The following is a 17,247-nucleotide window of genomic DNA, read 5'->3' as shown; positions in this document are numbered from 1 at the left end:
CTAGTCACAAGTGCCGTGAGCCGCGTAACTTATTCCCCCCAATACACATCTTGGGCTTTGATCCGCGTCAGGTTCAGCCCGGCATGAGGCTTGGTCTGGGTGGCCTGCCAGCTGACCGGGGGCAGGGCGCGGGCGCGACGGCGGGTCAGGGTCCAGCAGGGAACCCCGGCGTGATGATCCGCAGCCATGTGCCAGCGGGTTTCAACCCCCTGTGCGCCGCCATCGCCAGGGGTCAGTAGCAGGCCCAGCGGGGCTGGCCCCATCGTGCCGCCTTGTTCCGCGGCCAGATGCATCCGTCGGACCGACGTCAGGCCGGGCGCCTCGGGCAGATCGCAGATCACCAGTGGGGTTGCCCCGCTGCGCAACGCTTCTTCCATGCACCACAGCAGATCCTCGGCATGGTTGGGGCGGGCAAACAGGAACCGAGCAGGATCGGCAAAGGCCATCATCCCGCCTGGGTGCAACTGGCTGGCCTCCCACGCGGGGGAAATCCACAACACCGGCCCCTGTGCCTGACCGGCCAGCCACATGGCAAAGCTGCGCCGGGCGGGGCCGCAGGCCTCGTGCACGCGGGCCAGTTGCAGGGTGATCTGCGGATGGAGATTCAGCCCTGCCATTTGTCGTGCGGGTTTGCGGCCAAGAAGATGTGTGGACATGCTATTACTCTAGCATGTTCTTATTATGTTCTCAATATCGAGAGGGCATCAGCGCGACAGGATCAGACGCCCATCCGCGAATTGAATATTCGAGAACCGGTGCAGGTAATCCATGCCCAGCAAGGACTGATCCAGCGCACCTTCATTCACCCAGGCCGAGACATTGCGATCCGTGATCGGCCCCAGTTCAAGGCTGTCCAGCCGTATCGGGGCGGTGCGCACCTCGCCATTGGCCGTTAGGGCCCGCCCGAAATAGTTCAGCTGATCGGGGTCAACACCGATGCGTCTGGCATCCGCCTCGTTCAACACAATCTGGCTGGCGCCGGTATCGACCAAAAAGGTGATGGGTTCTCCGTTGACCAGAACCGGTAGATAGTAATGCCCGTCATAAGCGCGCGGCACTTCGATGCTTTCGCCGGTCACGGTCATCTGCGGGGCAGGGCCCACAGTGCTGCGGATATCGCCCCATAGTCCATAGGCGGCAATGATGCCGATAAAAATAAACACCCAGGCCAGAGCCTGTTGCAACGTTTTGTTCAGGCTTTGCCGGTTCTGAGAGATAAACCAGGCCACGACCGCTGCGCCCAGCAATCCAAGATAGGCCAGATTTGCAATGCTGTCGCCGTCCATACCGCTACCTTACTGAGTCACTCGAATCCAATATGGGGATTTATGACGCAAATCCAAAGGCTTTTAGCCCATCCAAGATAAACTGAACTGACAAGGCCGCCAGCAGCATGCCCAGCAGGCGGGTCAGCACATTCAGCCCGGTCTTGCCCAGAATTCGTGCCACCGCGCCTGAAGACAGGTAGGTGACGAACACCATCGCCACTACGATCAGCATCATGCCGATCACTACGGCCAGACCCTCTATGCCCGGATGCTGCCCGGCCAGCAGGATCATTGTGGCAATCGCGCCGGGTCCTGCAATCAGGGGAATACCCAACGGAAATACCGAAGGATCAGGATGCTCTTCTTCTTCGGCGCTGTTTTCGCGCCGCTTGGTGCGCCGTTCGAACAGCATGTCCAGCGCTGTGAGGAACAACAGAACGCCGCCCGCAACGCGGAACGCCTCCATCGAGATGCCAATAAAGCCCAGAACCGCCTCGCCGAATGCGGCGAACATGGCCAGAATCCCAGCCGCCGTCAGACAGGCGCGCACCGCTATTGTATAACGCGCATGCCGATCCATGCCTTGTGTCAGGGCCACAAAGATCGGCGTTTGTGCTGGCGGATCAATGACCACAAGCAATGTTGTAAACGAGGTGATGAGAAAGGCTGTATCCATCATGCTGCGGTCTCTGCCTGTTCCAGCCGCTCTGCTGCAACCACCCAAAGCGCCTCGGCTTTTTGCATGGCCTCGACCACCTCGGCAAATTTCCGGTTCCAGGTTGCCAAGTCGTTGATCTTGTCGTCTTCATACAAACTGGGGTCCGCCAGTTTGGCCGAGAGCTTTTCGTGCATATCCGTCAATTTCTCGATCCGTTCCTCGCATTTGCGCAGATCGGCGCGCAAGTTCAGAACCGCCTCGCGCGATGGGCGTTTGGGCTTGGCCGTCAGCGGCTTTTCCTTAACAGGTTTGTCGCGGCCCAGCAGTAGGGACCGATAAGATTCCAGATCCCCGTCAAACTGTTTGACGGATCCGTCCGAGACCAGCCAGAGGTGGTCCGCCACCAGCGACAGTAGGTGCATGTCATGACTGACCAGCACTACGGCCCCGGAATAGGCGGTCAATGCCTCAACCAGCGCCTCGCGGCTTTCGATGTCCAGATGGTTGGTCGGTTCGTCCAGAATCAGCATATGCGGGGCGTCGATGGTGGCCAGCAGCAGCGACAGGCGCGCCTTTTGACCGCCGGACAGCCGCCCGACCTTGGTTTCTGCCTGATCGGCATTCAATCCGAACCCGGCCAAGCGCGAGCGCCACTTGCCCGGTGCTTCATTCGGGCGCAATCGGCGCAGATGATCCAAGGGCGTCTCGTCCACATGCAGCTCATCCACCTGATGCTGCGCAAAATAGCCGATGCGCAGCTTGGTGCTGCGGCTCATCTTGCCAGCCATCAACGGCAGACGATCAGACAGCAGCTTGGACAGGGTCGATTTGCCCTGACCGTTCTTGCCCAGCAGCGCGATACGGTCATCCTGATCAATGCGCAGGTTCAGTCTGCGCAGCACCTCGGTCTCGCCGTATCCCGTCACACCGCCTTCGATCTGAATGATCGGGGGCGACAGTTCTTCGGGTTCGGGGAAGGAAAAAGCGCGCAGAGCAGCCTCTTGCGGGGTCGAGACCAATTGAATGCGTTCGATCATCTTCAGGCGCGACTGGGCCTGAACTGCTTTGGACGCCTTATAGCGAAAGCGATCCACGAAGCTTTGCAGATGCGCGATGCGCGCCTTGGCCTTGGTGTTTTCCGATTCCGCCTGTGCCAGACGTTCGGCGCGGCGTTCCGCAAATTTATCGTAAGGCACCGCGTAATAGGTCAGCTTGCGGTCTTCCAGATGCAGGATCGACCCCACAGCGCGGTTCAGCAAGCCGCGGTCATGGCTGATGATGATCACCGTGTGCGGGTATTTCGCCAGATAGCTTTCCAGCCACAGAGCGCCTTCCAGATCCAGATAGTTGGTCGGTTCGTCCAGCAGCAACAGATCAGGCTGCGAGAACAGTACCGCTGCTAGCGCGACGCGCATGCGCCAGCCGCCGGAAAAGTCCGAACAGGGTTTCAGCTGATCCTCGTCATCGAACCCCAACCCCTTGAGGATCGAGGCTGCGCGCGCTTCGGCCGACCAGGCGTCTATATCGGCCAGCCGGGTCTGAATATCGGCGATGCGTCCGGGGTCCGTGGCACTATCGGCTTCAGTCATCAACGCGCTGCGCTCGGTATCGGCGGCCAGAACGGTATTGATCAGTGAGGCATCGGACGAGGGCACCTCTTGCGCCACGCCACCAATACGCGCCCGTTTCGGGACAGCGATACTGCCCGATTCCAGCGCCAGTTCCCCCCTGATCAAGCGAAACAGGGTGGTCTTGCCGGTGCCATTGCGCCCCACTAGCCCAACCTTGTGGCCATCGGGGATGGTTGCGCTTGCGCCCTCGAACAAAGGGCGGCCTTCAACGGCATAGGTGATGTCTTGAATCCGTAACATATGCTGCTCTTAGCAGAGCCGTTATGCCGCCGCCAGCAGCTTGCATGTTCAACCGGCATTCAATGTGTTAGCGCTGTTTTGCCTGAAGTTTTCACACGGTTCCATCATGCATACAGCCCGAACACCTCCGTCGTTGGTCACGCTGGTCTTTGCCACGGCGTTGTCGGTGCTGACGCTGAATATGTTCCTGCCATCGCTGGCGCATATGAGCGTGGACTTTCAGGTGGATTACGGCCTTATGAATCTGGCGGTTGCGGGATATCTGGCGGTTTCTGCTGTGCTGCAACTGATCATGGGTCCTCTGTCGGATCGATATGGGCGCAGACCGGTCCTGTTGATCTGCATGTCGATCTTCGTGGTCGCATCCATCGGCTGCGTGCTGGCTGGGTCAATCTGGGTGTTTCTGGGTTTTCGCCTCATTCAGGCTGTGGTCGTCGCCGGGTCTGTGCTGTCCAGCGCCTCAATCCGCGACCGCTATCCCCCCAACGAGGCGGCCAGCAAGCTGGGCTATGTCGCAATGGCTATGGCATTGGCGCCAATGCTGGGACCGATGTTGGGCGGCGCGTTGGACATGCTGTTTGGCTGGCGCTCGGGGTTTGTTCTGTATTCCTTACTTGGCACCGGTCTGCTGGCTTTGCTGTGGTTTGATATGGGAGAGACCAATATAAACCGCGCCCCAACATTCGCGGCGCAGCTGAAGGAATATCCGCATCTGTTCCGCGCCCGCAGGTTTTGGGGTTATGCCCTATGCGCGGCATTTTCGATCGGCGGTTTTTTCAGTTTTATCACCGGTGCACCGTTGGTTGCAGCTGCTTGGTTTGATCTGAGCCCCGCGATGCTGGGTCTTGGGATCGGCATTATCACCGGCGGGTTCATGGTCGGGAATTTTGTCACTGGCCGATTGGCGGCGCGGACGCAGTTAACAACGATGATCCTGATAGGGCGGAATGTGGCCACGGCAGGGCCGCTTTGCGGGCTGCTTCTGTTTTGGGTCGGGCTTGGTACGGTTTGGGTCTTTTTCGGCTCGGCCATCTGTGTCGGTTTCGGCAATGGACTGACCAACGCCAATGCATCGTCGGGCGTGATGTCGGTTCGTCCCAAACTGGCAGGCAGCGCGGCGGGCCTGTCAGGTGCAATGATCGTTGCGCTGGGGGCGGTTCTGACCACGATCACCGGCGCCTTTGTCAGCCCGGAAAACGGACCCTTTCTTGTGCTTGGCATGATGTGCGGGTGCAGCTTTATCGGCCTTCTGGCCGTGCTCTATGTTCGTCGGATCGACAGTCTGGACCCGTTGCCCAGCACATTGTGACCGGCAAAGCGCCGGAGCAGGGCATCATAACACTTTTCATAAGCTACAGACCATGATACGCGGCCCGCGATGGATTTCGGCGCGGGCCCCGCGCCCTATTTTAAGGAGAGGCCGACATGGCACTGGAACGCACATTCTCGATCATCAAACCCGATGCAACCCGCCGCAACCTGACTGGCAAGATCAACGCCAAGTTTGAAGAGGCCGGTCTGCGCATCGTAGCGCAAAAGCGCATTCACATGACCAAAGCACAAGCTGGCAAGTTCTATGACGTCCATGCCGAGCGCCCGTTCTATGACGAACTGTGCGAATTCATGTCGTCCGAGCCGGTTATTGTACAGGTTCTGGAAGGCGAAGGCGCCATTGCCAAGAACCGCGAAGTCATGGGCGCTACCAACCCCGCAGATGCGGCCCCCGGCACCATCCGCGCCGAGTTCGCTGAATCGGTTGGCGAGAACTCGGTCCACGGTTCAGACGCACCGGAAACCGCAGCGGTTGAGATCGCCTATTTCTTCTCGGGCATCGAACTGGTCGGCTAATCTGTTTTAAGATCAAGCCTATAAAGCCGCTCCCGGGGTCGGGGGCGGCTTTTTCTATGCGGGTTTCAAATCGTCCGAAGATATCCGGACGCCGATCGCATCCAAGTCGGCGATCATCTTCGTTTGCGGCGCAGTGCTGTTGCTGGCTTTGATTGCGTCGAACCTTTGCCGCAGGGCTTTTTTCTCTTCGCCTTTGCAATCGTTCCAGGGGCGGCCTTGCAGCCCCATCACCAAAACATAATAGCCGATGAAATGAGGGCGCGATCCTGCCTGCAAGAGTTTTGCATAGGCCGCGTCGGGGCCTATCTCGCGCAGTTGCTGGGCCGAGTGGATACCGGCACGCGCGCAAGCCTGTTCATAGGCCGGGCCGAGATTACGGATAGTTGAGATCGGGTCAGACATAATCGACGTTTTAACCGGTGTCAGAATTACTGTCACCCGATCCTTTTGCCTTGGGGGTCAGGGTTTGCGTGACAGACGGATTGTGGCCTCAAGCCCCGGGTCACAGTTGCGGGCGTCGAACATGCCTTTGTGCATATGTGAAATCGCCGCAACCAAAGCCAGCCCAAGACCTGCATTGCGCTCGGTTCTTGCGGGGTCAAGCGTCACAAAGGGCATCTGCAGGCGGGCCAGATCGTCCTGAGGAACCCCCGGGCCGCGATCCCGCACGCTGAGGTTAGCGTACCGGCCGTCATCCGCAATATTGATCGTGATGGTCGAACCATCAGGCGCGTATCGCAGAGCATTTTCCAACAGGTTGGACAGTGCCTGAGACAAAAGGGGGCGGTGGCCGGGAAGGGGGGCAGTTGACCCTGTAACTTCAAGTGTTACGCCCTGATCCGTGGCAACCGGATCATAGAGCTCGACCACGTCCGCCACGAGTTGATTAAGGTCGACATCTTCGAACTGCTCTCGCCCGACACCTGCTTCGGCACGCGAAATCTCAGTCAGTTGGCCCAGAACCCGCAGGACATGATCAACCTCGGTCGTCGCGCGCGCGATGTCGATTTCGCGATCCTGTTCGGATTTGCGGCTATCTGACAGGGATTCGACCCGCTGTTTCAACCGCGACAAAGGAGAGCGTAGATCATGCGCGATCGAATTCGAGGTTGTCCTTAGATTGCTGACCAACTCCTCGATCCGGTCCAGCATCGTATTGAGCGTACCTGAAACCTGATCGAATTCATCACCGGTCCCGCGCAAGGGCATCCTGCGCGACAGGTCGCCTGAAACGATATTTTCTGCGGTCGAGGCGATGTCAGACAGGCGCGAAAAGACGAGCCTGGTAAACAGCCAGCCTGTCAGGACGCTCAGCGCCAGCGCGATTGCCAGCGCGAAGCCGACCGAGCGTAAAAGAACACGGTCAAACTGCTGTCGTGCCAGCGCATCCCGCCCGACAAGCAGGCGTTCTCCGCCCGGCAGACGAATGGATGCAGCCGAGATTGGCACCAGCTGTTCGCTGTCCGAGCGTCGCAGCTCTAGTTGGACCCAACCACTTCCGGCAGTGATGTCATCGGGCCATTGTCTCAGGTTGCCAGCCAATTTCGTCCCGTTGCGGTCGGTCAACAAGTAGAGGGCATCCCGTTCAGAGGCGGTGGGAATACGGCGTTCGATGGCTGTCAGCAAACCGATGAGCCCGCGCCTTTCGTATTCATCGGCCAGACCGGTCAATTCCGCGGAAACCACCGAGCGGGTTTCGCTTTCGATACTGCGATTTGCGGTGACATAGACAAGGGCCAGCACGGTGGCTGTCAGCAATGTGCTCAGAACCATGCTGGCCAGAACCAAACGCGTTCTGGAATTATTGAACGAAAGCCGTAGGTTATCCATCAGATATCATGTAACCTGCGCCCCGGACTGTTTCAATCAACGGGATCTCTCCGCCTTCATCCAATTGGCGGCGCAGTTTCGAGATATGGACGTCAACCACATTGGTGTTCGGGTCGAAATGATAATCCCAGACACCTTCCAGCAACATGGTGCGTGACACTACGCGGTTCTTGCGTCTCAGGAAGAATTCCAAAATCTGAAATTCACGCGGTGTCAGGGTAATCTCTCGCCCGTTGCGAGTGACTTTGCGGGTCAGCAAATCCATATCCAGATCGCGGCAGGTCAGGGTTGGGTTTTCCTCAGATTCCTGCGGGCGTCTTAACAGAGCTTCGATCCGCGCATGCAGTTCCTGAAAAGAGAACGGTTTGACCAGATAATCATCTGCACCGGCCCTCAGGCCTTTGACTCTCTCATCGACCGCGCTCATTGCGGTTAACATCAGAACCGGAGTTTTCAGACCCGCGGCGCGCATGGATTTGATCAGTGACAGGCCGTCTAGACCGGGCAGCATTCGATCCAGAACGATGGCGTCAAAGCCACCATCTGTGGCGTGATACAGCCCTTCGCGCCCATCCGCGGCCTGTTCGACGACATATCCTTCCTCGCTGAACCCTTTTGCTATGAATTCCCGGGTGTCTTCATCATCTTCAACGATCAACAGGCGTCGGCTCATGATCTGAAATCCTTTCTACCGGAACTTAAACACAATTTTTCAAACAAAGTACAAGATTTGACCGGTTTAGATGCCGGGTGCGTCGTTGCGCACCCGGCTGCTCCGGCAGATTGCGGACAATTCAATCATGCCAGAGAGGCGCCCGCCAGATCTCCCCATCACGTGGCGCGCGCAGGTGTTCGATCAGGCGATTTCCACCGCAACAAAGATCTGGTTGCCGCCACGGTTGATCAGGACAAGCGCGGGATCAGTTTTTTCACTGTCCAGCGCGTCTTTCAGCGCGTCAGGAGTGGCCGTGTCCTGGTTGCCCAGCTTCACGATCACGTCGCCACGCTGAAGACCGGCTTTGGCTGCAGGGCTGTCCGGTTTCAGGTCCGTGACGATCACACCGTCAATATTCTCGGCCATGCCCAGTTCCGCACGGTTGGTTTCTGTTAGTGGTGCAACGGTGACGCCCAGGGCGGTGCCCGAAATGCCTTCATCCACTGACTTGTCCATTTCGGCCGATGCGGACTGATGCTGTCCGATCGTCAACTTTATGTCTTGCTCACTGCCGTTGCGTAAAACTGTAAGCGTGCTTTCTGTTCCAACCTTGGTAGTTCCGACAAGGATCGGCAGGTCGCTGCTGGACGCGACGGGTTCGCCGTTAAAGGTCAGGATGACGTCGCCCTGTTCCAGGATGCCTTCGGCAGGGCTGTTGGCAACAACGTCCGAAACCAATGCGCCGTTTGAGGCATCAATTCCCATCGCCGCAGCGATCTGAGGGCTGACATTCTGGATTGACACACCCAGCCAACCGCGGCTGACTTGGCCATCATCGCGCAGATCCGCAGCAATATGGTCCACAATGTTCGACGTGACGGCAAAACCTAACCCGACCGACCCACCGCTCGGGGAATAGATGGCCGAGTTCACGCCGATAACCTCACCATCCATGTTGAACAGCGGGCCACCGGAATTGCCTTTGTTGATGGCCGCATCCGTCTGGATGAACTCGGCATAAGGTCCCTGCGAAATATTGCGGTCCTTGGCCGATACAATCCCGGTCGTCACGGTCGAGCTGAGGCCAAACGGGTTCCCGATGGCGACGACATCCTCGCCCACACGGATTACATCGCTATTGCCAAGCTCTACGGCCTGAAGTGGCTCGCCCGCGTCGATCTTGAGAACTGCGATATCGGTCAACGGGTCGGTACCGATCACCTCAGCCTCAAAAGTTCGGTCATCATTGAGGCGCACGGTCACGGTCGCTGCATCGTCGACCACGTGATGGTTCGTAATGATGTACCCGGCTTCATCCAGTATAAAACCTGACCCCAAACCCTGAGACGGACCACGACGGGGGGCATCGAACCCTTCAGGCACGCCAAAGCGTTTGAAGAACTCACCGAAAGGTTGGCCTTCGAAATCAAACTGCTGTCCGTTTTCCGGGCCCTTGGCGGCGTTTTGTTCCGCGATGATGGTCACGACAGAAGGTGACACGCTCTCAACTAAATCAGCCAGCGCTTCGTCAGCTTTCGAAGGCAGGGCAGTCGTCGCCAATAGTGCCGCACTCAGCGCTGAGACGCCTATCCAGTTTGATGTGCGTGGCATAAGAAGAGAGGATTTACGGATGCTCATTTTGGTCTCCTGATTGAAGCACGCGACACTGGCCGCGCCTTGGATCAAGAGATGCTGCATCAGTCTGTGACTTTCCTGATTGGTTGGTTAATAAATCTTAATTTTGCCACAAACGAGAGGCTCTATCCCGGCGTCGGGTGGCAAAGATTCGCGGAATTCTTCCGAATCATAAGGTGAGAATCGGTGGATTGTTGCCTGTTCGGCAGTCAAATGATGATTTTGGTTGAATTAAATCTGTTTGATAAACAAAGCGAGCGCTCAGAATTTGATGGATTTATGACACAGCCATTGGTTGTGAGTAGATTTGATGTCATAGGCTGAATTTGCCGGAAACATATCATATTATGAACATGTTATATATATGGTCTGTGATAAATGGAGTGTACTTGCATTTGGATTTTCTCGGACGAACAACCTATAGTAGAAACACATTGAGAGAAATGTTGCGTAAAAACCAAACTGATACATCAGAAAATGCAAGTTTAGGCCAATTTTACGTTGTTTGAGAGCATCTGATAGGTGACGATGGTCTTGCCCAAGCGAAGGGAAGTCGGCGGCACTAGGGGGTGCCAACGGCTTGTCACAGTCTCTGGAAGCGCTGAGCGGCATGTTAACGAGGGGGTCTTGTTTAGGTTCGGTTGCGGAATATTCGGAATGCCTAGTGTGTTCTGGACGCGCTTTCAGGATCAGTGAAAAGTGGTAGTCCTTAATTGGGTAACCGGCCCGGTCTTCATTGACCGGGCCGTACTCGTTTTAACTGTTGCGATTTTTGGTCCAGATATCCCATGCTTCGGGCGTGTCCAGATCCAGCACGGCATGTTGGCCGGGGAGCACACATAGATGGACCTTGTCCGGATGGTCCCGAACCACAGATTGTGCGCCTTCGTCTCCGGTCAGGCGGCTGATCTGATCGAACAGGAGACGGCTGAAGATCACAGGGTGGCCAGGCTGTCCTGACGCGGTCGACCCGCGCCAGATCAGCTTATCCGGATACGCCTTAGTTGCCTTGATCAGCGTCTGAAGGTCATCCAGAGTGATTTCAGGCAGGTCAGCTAGCAGAACCATGACGGCTTCGGCCTCTTGCCCAACAGCGGACAGGGCCCCTCGTAAGCTGGCATTCATACCTTCTTCCGCATCTGCGATTTCGACCAGATGCAGGTCCAGCCCCTGCAACACGTCGTACCTGGGATGAGGCTTGGACGGCAGGGCAACAATAACCGACGATGCGGCCCGTGCTGTCTGGGCGGAACGGAGCAGCAGCGGGCAGCCATCAATTTCTTGCAGCAGCTTATCTGCGCCTCGCATACGCCGGGATTGTCCGGCGGCCAGAAGGACGATGGGTATTTGCGTCATGCGCCAACAATGCAGACGAATGAACGCAGTGTCATCCCCTCATACGCGCGCCATCGGCGTCGAATAACGGTTCTGAGATCACGCGTGCCTTGCACAACTGGCCAAGTATTTCGATTTCCACTTCCAGCCCGTCCGCAGCGCGGTCTGTTGGCAGAAACCCCATGGCAATGGACTTGCCTGCATAGTGTGAATAGCCACCCGAAGTGCAAAACCCGGCGACCTTTCCGCCCAGCCAAACCGGCTCATACGCGTTGACATCAGCGTCCTCGGCATCAACCTCGAACGCGACCAGTCGACGGGCAGGGCCAGAGGCGCCTTCAGCCTCGGCAGCTGCGCGGCCAATGAAATCGGCGTTCTTAGAGAATGAAATGAACCGATCCAGACCGGTTTCCGCGGCCGTGTAATCGGGCGAGAACTCTCGCATCCAGGAGCCAAAGAATTTGTCCAGTCGCAGGCTCATCATCGCGCGCATACCAAAGGGGACGATGCCGCGTTCTTGCCCGGCCTGCCATAATGTCCACCACAACTGCCTTTGTGCCATGGGATCGCAGTAGACCTCGTACCCCAAATCGCCGGTATAGCTGACGCGCTGGACGATACAGTCGGTCATCCCAACGGTCATGCGGCGCAGATCGAGGAACCGAAATCCGCTCAGGTCATCACGGGTGCAGGCCGCCAGAACCTGCGTGGCTTTTGGGCCTGCGATCTGGAACCCGTTCTGCCGATCGCTGATGTTTTCGACAGTCACGCCATTCTGCGCATTTTGCAGGAACCAGCGCATGTGAAACGCCTGAGAGCCGTAGGAGGCGGTCAGACGGAACTCGGTCTCATCAAGACAGGAAACGGTAAAATCACCGATCAGCTTGCCCTTTGGTGATAGCATCGGGGTTAGCGACACGCGGCCCGGTTTCGGGATTCGACCCGCCATGATCCGATCCAGCCAATCGCGGGCAGCAGGTCCAGCAATGCGGTATTTGCCAAAATTGTGCACTTCGTTGATGCCAACACCTGATCGCACGGCCCGAACTTCGCGCCCGGTGGCATCGAATGCGTTGGATCGGCGGAACGAGGGCGTTTCATAGCCGGGTTCATCCCCCTGGGCGAAGTAATTGGGCACCTCAAGCCCGTATTGCTGACCCCACACAGCACCAAGATCGGTAAAGATATCATACATCGGCGTTGTGCGGGCTGGGCGGGCTGCCGGCAATTCCTCGTTCGGATAAGAGACGCTGAACCGCTTCTGATAGTTCTCGATGACCTTTGGACGGGTATAGCCCGGGCTGATCCAATCCCCGAACCGCGCCACGTCCATCGCAAAGACGTCGCGCTCTGGCTCGCCCTCAATCATCCATTGTGCCAGTGTCAGACCAACGCCGCCGCCCTGGCTGAACCCGGCCATCACGCCGCAGGCCGACCAATAGTTGCGCAACCCCGGAACCGGCCCGACCAGAGGATTGCCGTCCGGTGCAAAGGTAAACGGCCCGTGGATCACCGATTTCACACCAGCCTCGGCCAGAACAGGAAAGCGGCGATAGGCGAATTCAATACTATCGGTGATCTTATCGAAATCATCGGGAAGAAGCTCGTGACCGAAATCCCACGAGGTGCCGTCGACAGCCCAGGGCCTGCAGGTTTGTTCATAAAAGCCGATGCACAGACCGCGTCCCTCTTGCCGCAGATAGCTTTCGCCGGCGGGATCCATGACATGGGGATGTTCGCCACCTGCGTCGATAATTGCCTCGATCTGGGGGATCGAGTCGGTGACCAGGTACTGATGTTCCATCGGATGCAGCGGGAAATAGACACCGGCCATGGCGCCAACCTCGCGCGCCCAGAGCCCACCAGCGTTGACCACATGTTCAGCATGAATCGTGCCCTTGTTGGTGACCACATCCCAGGTGCCATCGGCGCGCTGATTTGTTTCGTGCACCATGCAATGGGTTTCGATTGTTGCGCCGCCCATCCGCGCCGCTTTGGCATAGGCATGGGTGGTTCCGGACGGATCAAGATGCCCGTCCAGCGGATCATAGAGCGCGCCGATGATGCCGTCGGTATTGGTGATTGGTGCGATTTTCCTTATCTCTTCAGGGCCTACGATTTCGGTCTCTAACCCCATAAAGCGGTGCTTGGCACGTTCGGCCAGGAGCATGTCAAACCGGTCGCGGTCGTCGGCCAACGTTATGCCGCCAACGTGGTGCAGGCCACAGGACATGCCGGTGATCTCTTCCAGCTCTTTATACAGCCGGATCGTATAGCCTTGCAGTGCGGCCATATTGGTGTCGCCGTTCAACGTGTGGAAACCACCCGCCGCGTGCCAGGTCGAGCCACTGGTCAATTCGGACCGCTCCAGCAGCATCACATCCGACCAGCCCAGCTTGGTCAGGTGATAAAGAACCGAACACCCGACAACGCCGCCACCGATTACAGCTACCTGAGTTGTTGTCTTCACGTCACAGTCTCCCCTTGCGATATAGTCAAAGCCTGCAATCGCAGAACCAGGGATACTGTTCCGTTCACGACATAGGCTGTCGCGGCGAGAGGATCAGAGGGGACGGATCTTCAGCTCTGTGATCCTGTTGCCTTCGCGCGCGACGACTTCGAATCTGAAACCGTGGAACGAGAATACCTGACCCGTGATCGGGATCATCTGCGCTTCGTGGATGACCAGACCGGCCACGGTATTGGCCTCTTCGTCGGGCAAAGACCATTCCATCGCGCGGTTTACATCGCGGATCGTCATGGCGCCTTCAACAAGGTACTGGCCGTCTTCGGTTCGCGTTACCGGGACGTCCTCATCAATATCAAACTCATCAGCAATCTCGCCGACGATTTCTTCGAGGATATCTTCAAGCGTGATTAGACCCCTGAGTGAACCATATTCGTCGACCACCAGCGCAAAATGGCTATGCATCCGCAGGAATTCCCGCATCTGATCGTCCAGAGTGGTCGTTTCAGGCACAAAATAAGGGGCGTTCGCTACCTTTGAGACATCGAACTCTTTCAATCGGTTGTTTTCACGTTCGCTGCTTCCTGCATGGGCATACATAGCGCGGAACAGGTCTTTGGCGTGAACAACCCCAACGATGTTTTCTGGTTCGTCCCTAAAGACAGGCAGGCGTGTATGGGGGCTTTCAAGGCATTGTTTCAGGATCGCCTCGGGAGCGTCATCCGCATCAACCATCTCGATATTCGAACGATGGAGCATGATCTCTTCAACCGCACGTTCACCCAGATCCAAGGCGCCCAGAATACGGTCACGGTCTTCCTTCTCGACCACGCCTTCGGAATGGCCCAGATGCAGGGCCCCAACGATTTCGTCGCGCACGGCCAGAATGTTGCTGTCCGGGTCGATCTGTACACCGAACAGGCGTAAAACTCCCCGTACCAATAGGCGTACGGCCGAAACGACCGGTGAGAATAGGGTGACAACCACGCTGATGATCGGAGCAACGGCGGATGCCGCTTTTTCCGAATTGGTTATGGCATAGGTCTTGGGCAAAACTTCAGCAAAGATCAGAACCAACAAGGTCATGACCAGGGTTGCCAATGCTACACCGCTTTCGCCAAAGAGGCGCGTGAACATCGCTGTGGCCAACGAGGCCGCAAGAATGTTGACCAGGTTGTTGCCCAGCAAAACCGATCCGATCAGCCGTTCGTTGTCGTCGGTGATGTCCAGCGCCTTCTGCGCCCCGCGCGACCCTTTGTCCGCCTGCGCCCGCAGCTTGCCGCGTGACGAGGCCGTCAGAGCCGTTTCAGAACCCGAGAAAAACCCCGATAAGAAGAGCAATAGCAATATGGCACCGGACGTAAGCCAGAATGTGCCGTCGATCAGAGAAGTTGAGGGTTCCATTGGTCCTTAGCTGCTTGTGTTTCTGCGTCTGTTATGGGGGCGCGGCTTGACTGGATCAAGGAGTTAGCCCTTTTCAACTGGATCTTTAGCTAATGGGTGATGCTGCAACACCAGTTCAGCCAGCCGTTCTTCCAGGACATGAGTATAGATTTCTGTGGTCGCCACATCCGCGTGACCAAGCAATGTTTGGATCGATCGCAAATCGGCACCGTTGGCAAGAAGATGTGTCGCAAAAGCGTGACGCAAGGTGTGAGGTGTAACCTTTTCGGGCGAGACCCCACCGTGAACCGCCAGTTCCTTGATCAGATGATAGAACATATGCCGTGTCAGATGCCCGGCCTTGCCACGTGAGGGAAAAAGAAATCGGGAACTCTGCCCACCCTTTGTAACACGCTTTTCCTCAGTCTCATCCCGAGCCGCCAACCATGCCGAAAGCGCCTGTCGAGCCGGAGGGGACAGTGGAACCATCCGCTCTTTGCCGCCTTTTCCCAATACCAAGAGCATCCTTGGATCGCCGCGCGCCGATGACACCGGCAACGATACCAGTTCAGTGACACGCATCCCGGTGGCATACAGGATTTCCATCAGGCAGGTATTGCGCAGCTTTTCGATGTTGTTTCGCCCGCTTTCGCGCGCAGCAATCAATAACCGGTCCACCTCGGATACATCCAGAGTTTTCGGCAGCCGCTTTGGCCGTCCTGGACCTTTGATCTTGATCGCGGGGTTTGTCGAACGCCAGCCTTCCTCGAATGCGAACCGATAAATCTGTTTTATGGCAGACAAACGGCGGGCGCGGGTGGATTGAGCCAATCCCTGTGCGTCGCAACTGATCAGGTAATCCTCAACCTGCTTGGCGTCGGCCTCGGCAAACCCAATTTTCCGGCGCCGCAGCCAGGCCGCAAAATCCTTGAGATCGCGGCCATAGGCAACAAGCGTATTTTGGGCAGCGCCTAACTCGGCGGCCTGTGCTTCCAGAAAGGTCGAAATCCAGATTTCGTCAGAGCCCGGAGACGTCATGATCACTTGCCCTGCAGGATCAGCAGGTTCAGCGCGGCGCGGCGCGCGGTATCTTCTAGACCGACCCGGCGCAGGGTTGCCATGGCAGCTGTCAGGTCGACCAGATTTCCCCGCGATCCATGGGCAAACAGGACCATCGTCTCCAGAAGCGCCTCACCGAGGCGGCCTTCGTCCAGCATGTTGCTGATATCGGTTGGCACCGGCGCCGCCCATGCAAACCCCTCTGCGATGGCATCCGCCAGCGGCGAAGGGGAGGGCGCGCGCCCCGGATCACCTTGAGCCAGCGCAGCCAGAAACTGACTTTCTTCAGAATTGTCCGGAGCCGACAACGCCGCTGTTTCATATAGATCTGACAGCAACAGAATGCGCCACCGCAGATCCTCGGCCGCGGGTTTCTGTAGTTTGACCTGAGAGAGGCGCCCGGCGAAAAGTTCAGCGAATGGCACTTCCAGGCCGATATTGCGCATCTGGTTCCAAACCACCGGCAGAGCTTTGGCGATCTTTGCCGAATTGCCAGAATCAAGTGCATTTTCGAACCGCTGTATCGACGATACCCGGTCCCATACGGCTCCAGACGCAGCCGGAGACCGTTCTGTATAGAGCCCCAGCAGTTGATTTGGCGTTAGCGCCCCAACGCGTGTCAACCGTTCCGCGGCTTCGACCTGAGCCTTCCAGCCCGCAACATCCCGCAGATCCGCATTTGCGAAGACGCGGGGCAAAGCAGCCGAGGGCAAACGTTCGCCAATAGCTTCGAACAAGCGGAACATCAGGGGCGAGGGGTCGTCCGGTTGCGGCAGATACTCGGCGTCTTCGTACAGTTCAGGGCTTAGAAACCTGTCCAGAACCTCCAGCTCTTGTGGTGCTAGAACCTGTAGGGCATGGGCTGCCTCAAGCGTGAGAGCGGCCGAGTCCCAATCCCCACGCCGGGCCTTGCAGAAAATCTGAGCGGCATAGTCCCGTGACAAATGCGGCTGAGCAATCAGCGCCGTGCAACTGCGATCTTCATCCCCGGTCAGAAGGGTGGCGTCGAACCAGCGTTGAAATCGGTCAAGACTGTTCGTCGGGCCTGCCAGCTGTACCAATGATTGCGTGGGGTCCGCAGCGCCAAGATGCATGAGGCGGTCGAGCCGCGCCAAAAGCAAAATCTCTTTCCCTTTACTGGATGTCGGTGCCCGAGCTTCGGTTAAAAGCAACGTGAACAGCAAACGCTGCATTGCTGGGTTATACTTGACCGGGACGCTTTCGATCAGTTCGGACAG

At 57.4% G+C, this 17,247-nt stretch carries 15 protein-coding genes; 2 read left to right on the top strand and 13 right to left on the bottom strand.

The annotated features are described in order from the left end of the window. Nucleotides 1-29: 29 nt before the first annotated feature. The 4 genes from AC2FJV_RS19380 to AC2FJV_RS19365 are packed head-to-tail and all read right to left on the bottom strand — an operon-like array spanning nt 30 to nt 3,797. Entirely contained in the window at nt 30-656 is a 627-nt protein-coding gene (locus AC2FJV_RS19380; RefSeq protein WP_496687704.1) for an ImuA family protein, read from the bottom strand. A 48-nt stretch (nt 657-704) separates the two neighbouring features. Then, on the bottom strand, nt 705-1,286 hold the full coding sequence (locus tag AC2FJV_RS19375) for a retropepsin-like aspartic protease family protein (protein WP_142634277.1): 582 nt from the start codon (nt 1,284-1,286) through the stop codon (nt 705-707). A gap of 40 nt (nt 1,287-1,326) precedes the next feature. Continuing rightward, the gene (locus tag AC2FJV_RS19370) at nt 1,327-1,947 is read right to left on the bottom strand and encodes a MarC family protein (RefSeq protein ID WP_142634274.1); all 621 of its coding nucleotides are present in this window, start codon (nt 1,945-1,947) and stop codon (nt 1,327-1,329) included. After that, nucleotides 1,944-3,797, bottom strand: coding sequence for an ABC-F family ATP-binding cassette domain-containing protein (locus AC2FJV_RS19365; protein ID WP_281994729.1), 1,854 nt, complete (start codon nt 3,795-3,797; stop codon nt 1,944-1,946). Before AC2FJV_RS19365 ends, AC2FJV_RS19370 begins: the two co-directional genes overlap by 4 nt. A gap of 106 nt (nt 3,798-3,903) precedes the next feature. Between AC2FJV_RS19365 and AC2FJV_RS19360 the strand changes: the two genes are divergently transcribed. Next, nucleotides 3,904-5,106 carry a multidrug effflux MFS transporter gene (locus AC2FJV_RS19360; protein WP_271946668.1) on the top strand — a complete coding sequence of 401 codons (1,203 nt, stop codon included), beginning with the start codon at nt 3,904-3,906 and terminating at the stop codon, nt 5,104-5,106. 116 nt (nt 5,107-5,222) lie between these two features. Beyond that, nucleotides 5,223-5,645 (top strand): nucleoside-diphosphate kinase, encoded by a 423-nt coding sequence (gene ndk, locus AC2FJV_RS19355; RefSeq protein ID WP_142634270.1) that lies wholly within the window; start codon nt 5,223-5,225, stop codon nt 5,643-5,645. 54 nt (nt 5,646-5,699) lie between these two features. On the opposite strand, the gene AC2FJV_RS19350 is transcribed toward ndk, so the two are convergent. The 9 genes from AC2FJV_RS19350 to AC2FJV_RS19310 all read right to left on the bottom strand — a co-directional run. Further along, nucleotides 5,700-6,047 carry a TfoX/Sxy family protein gene (locus AC2FJV_RS19350; protein ID WP_496687709.1) on the bottom strand — a complete coding sequence of 116 codons (348 nt, stop codon included), beginning with the start codon at nt 6,045-6,047 and terminating at the stop codon, nt 5,700-5,702. Nucleotides 6,048-6,104: 57 nt separating this feature from the next. Continuing rightward, nucleotides 6,105-7,475, bottom strand: a complete 1,371-nt coding sequence (locus tag AC2FJV_RS19345; protein WP_282027448.1) for a sensor histidine kinase — start codon at nt 7,473-7,475, stop codon at nt 6,105-6,107. Further along, entirely contained in the window at nt 7,468-8,148 is a 681-nt protein-coding gene (locus tag AC2FJV_RS19340; RefSeq protein ID WP_142634264.1) for a response regulator transcription factor, read from the bottom strand. Before AC2FJV_RS19340 ends, AC2FJV_RS19345 begins: the two co-directional genes overlap by 8 nt. Nucleotides 8,149-8,331: 183 nt before the next feature. Further along, nucleotides 8,332-9,768: a Do family serine endopeptidase gene (locus AC2FJV_RS19335; RefSeq protein WP_496714411.1), complete on the bottom strand. Its 1,437-nt coding sequence runs from the start codon at nt 9,766-9,768 to the stop codon at nt 8,332-8,334. 753 nt (nt 9,769-10,521) lie between these two features. Beyond that, nucleotides 10,522-11,121 carry a nucleotidyltransferase family protein gene (locus tag AC2FJV_RS19330; protein WP_496714409.1) on the bottom strand — a complete coding sequence of 200 codons (600 nt, stop codon included), beginning with the start codon at nt 11,119-11,121 and terminating at the stop codon, nt 10,522-10,524. Nucleotides 11,122-11,152: 31 nt separating this feature from the next. After that, complete coding sequence (locus AC2FJV_RS19325) at nt 11,153-13,570, bottom strand: GcvT family protein (protein ID WP_496714407.1); 2,418 nt, start codon at nt 13,568-13,570, stop codon at nt 11,153-11,155. Between the two features lie 93 nt (nt 13,571-13,663). Continuing rightward, nucleotides 13,664-14,971, bottom strand: a complete 1,308-nt coding sequence (locus tag AC2FJV_RS19320) for an HlyC/CorC family transporter (RefSeq protein ID WP_142634257.1) — start codon at nt 14,969-14,971, stop codon at nt 13,664-13,666. 63 nt (nt 14,972-15,034) lie between these two features. Beyond that, nucleotides 15,035-15,988 carry a site-specific tyrosine recombinase XerD gene (locus AC2FJV_RS19315; protein ID WP_496714405.1) on the bottom strand — a complete coding sequence of 318 codons (954 nt, stop codon included), beginning with the start codon at nt 15,986-15,988 and terminating at the stop codon, nt 15,035-15,037. A gap of 2 nt (nt 15,989-15,990) precedes the next feature. Next, a partial coding sequence (locus tag AC2FJV_RS19310) for a hypothetical protein (protein ID WP_496714404.1) occupies nt 15,991-17,247 on the bottom strand: 1,257 nt, incomplete at its 5' end.

It is taken from the genome of Ruegeria sp. CDSA241, from assembly GCF_059611265.1.
Note: the sequence above shows the minus strand (reverse complement) of the source record. Positions and strands in the feature narration are given on the sequence as shown.

Bases quoted from the DNA above. Each gene is read 5' to 3' on its own strand.
- AC2FJV_RS19380 (WP_496687704.1), bottom strand. From the start codon at position 656: ATGTCCACACATCTTCTTGGCCGCAAACCCGCACGACAAATGGCAGGG.
- AC2FJV_RS19375 (WP_142634277.1), bottom strand. From the start codon at position 1,286: ATGGACGGCGACAGCATTGCAAATCTGGCCTATCTTGGATTGCTGGGC.
- AC2FJV_RS19370 (WP_142634274.1), bottom strand. From the start codon at position 1,947: ATGATGGATACAGCCTTTCTCATCACCTCGTTTACAACATTGCTTGTG.
- AC2FJV_RS19365 (WP_281994729.1), bottom strand. From the start codon at position 3,797: ATGTTACGGATTCAAGACATCACCTATGCCGTTGAAGGCCGCCCTTTG.
- AC2FJV_RS19360 (WP_271946668.1), top strand. From the start codon at position 3,904: ATGCATACAGCCCGAACACCTCCGTCGTTGGTCACGCTGGTCTTTGCC.
- ndk (WP_142634270.1), top strand. From the start codon at position 5,223: ATGGCACTGGAACGCACATTCTCGATCATCAAACCCGATGCAACCCGC.
- AC2FJV_RS19350 (WP_496687709.1), bottom strand. From the start codon at position 6,047: ATGTCTGACCCGATCTCAACTATCCGTAATCTCGGCCCGGCCTATGAA.
- AC2FJV_RS19345 (WP_282027448.1), bottom strand. From the start codon at position 7,475: ATGGATAACCTACGGCTTTCGTTCAATAATTCCAGAACGCGTTTGGTT.
- AC2FJV_RS19340 (WP_142634264.1), bottom strand. From the start codon at position 8,148: ATGAGCCGACGCCTGTTGATCGTTGAAGATGATGAAGACACCCGGGAA.
- AC2FJV_RS19335 (WP_496714411.1), bottom strand. From the start codon at position 9,768: ATGAGCATCCGTAAATCCTCTCTTCTTATGCCACGCACATCAAACTGG.
- AC2FJV_RS19330 (WP_496714409.1), bottom strand. From the start codon at position 11,121: ATGACGCAAATACCCATCGTCCTTCTGGCCGCCGGACAATCCCGGCGT.
- AC2FJV_RS19320 (WP_142634257.1), bottom strand. From the start codon at position 14,971: ATGGAACCCTCAACTTCTCTGATCGACGGCACATTCTGGCTTACGTCC.
- AC2FJV_RS19315 (WP_496714405.1), bottom strand. From the start codon at position 15,988: ATGACGTCTCCGGGCTCTGACGAAATCTGGATTTCGACCTTTCTGGAA.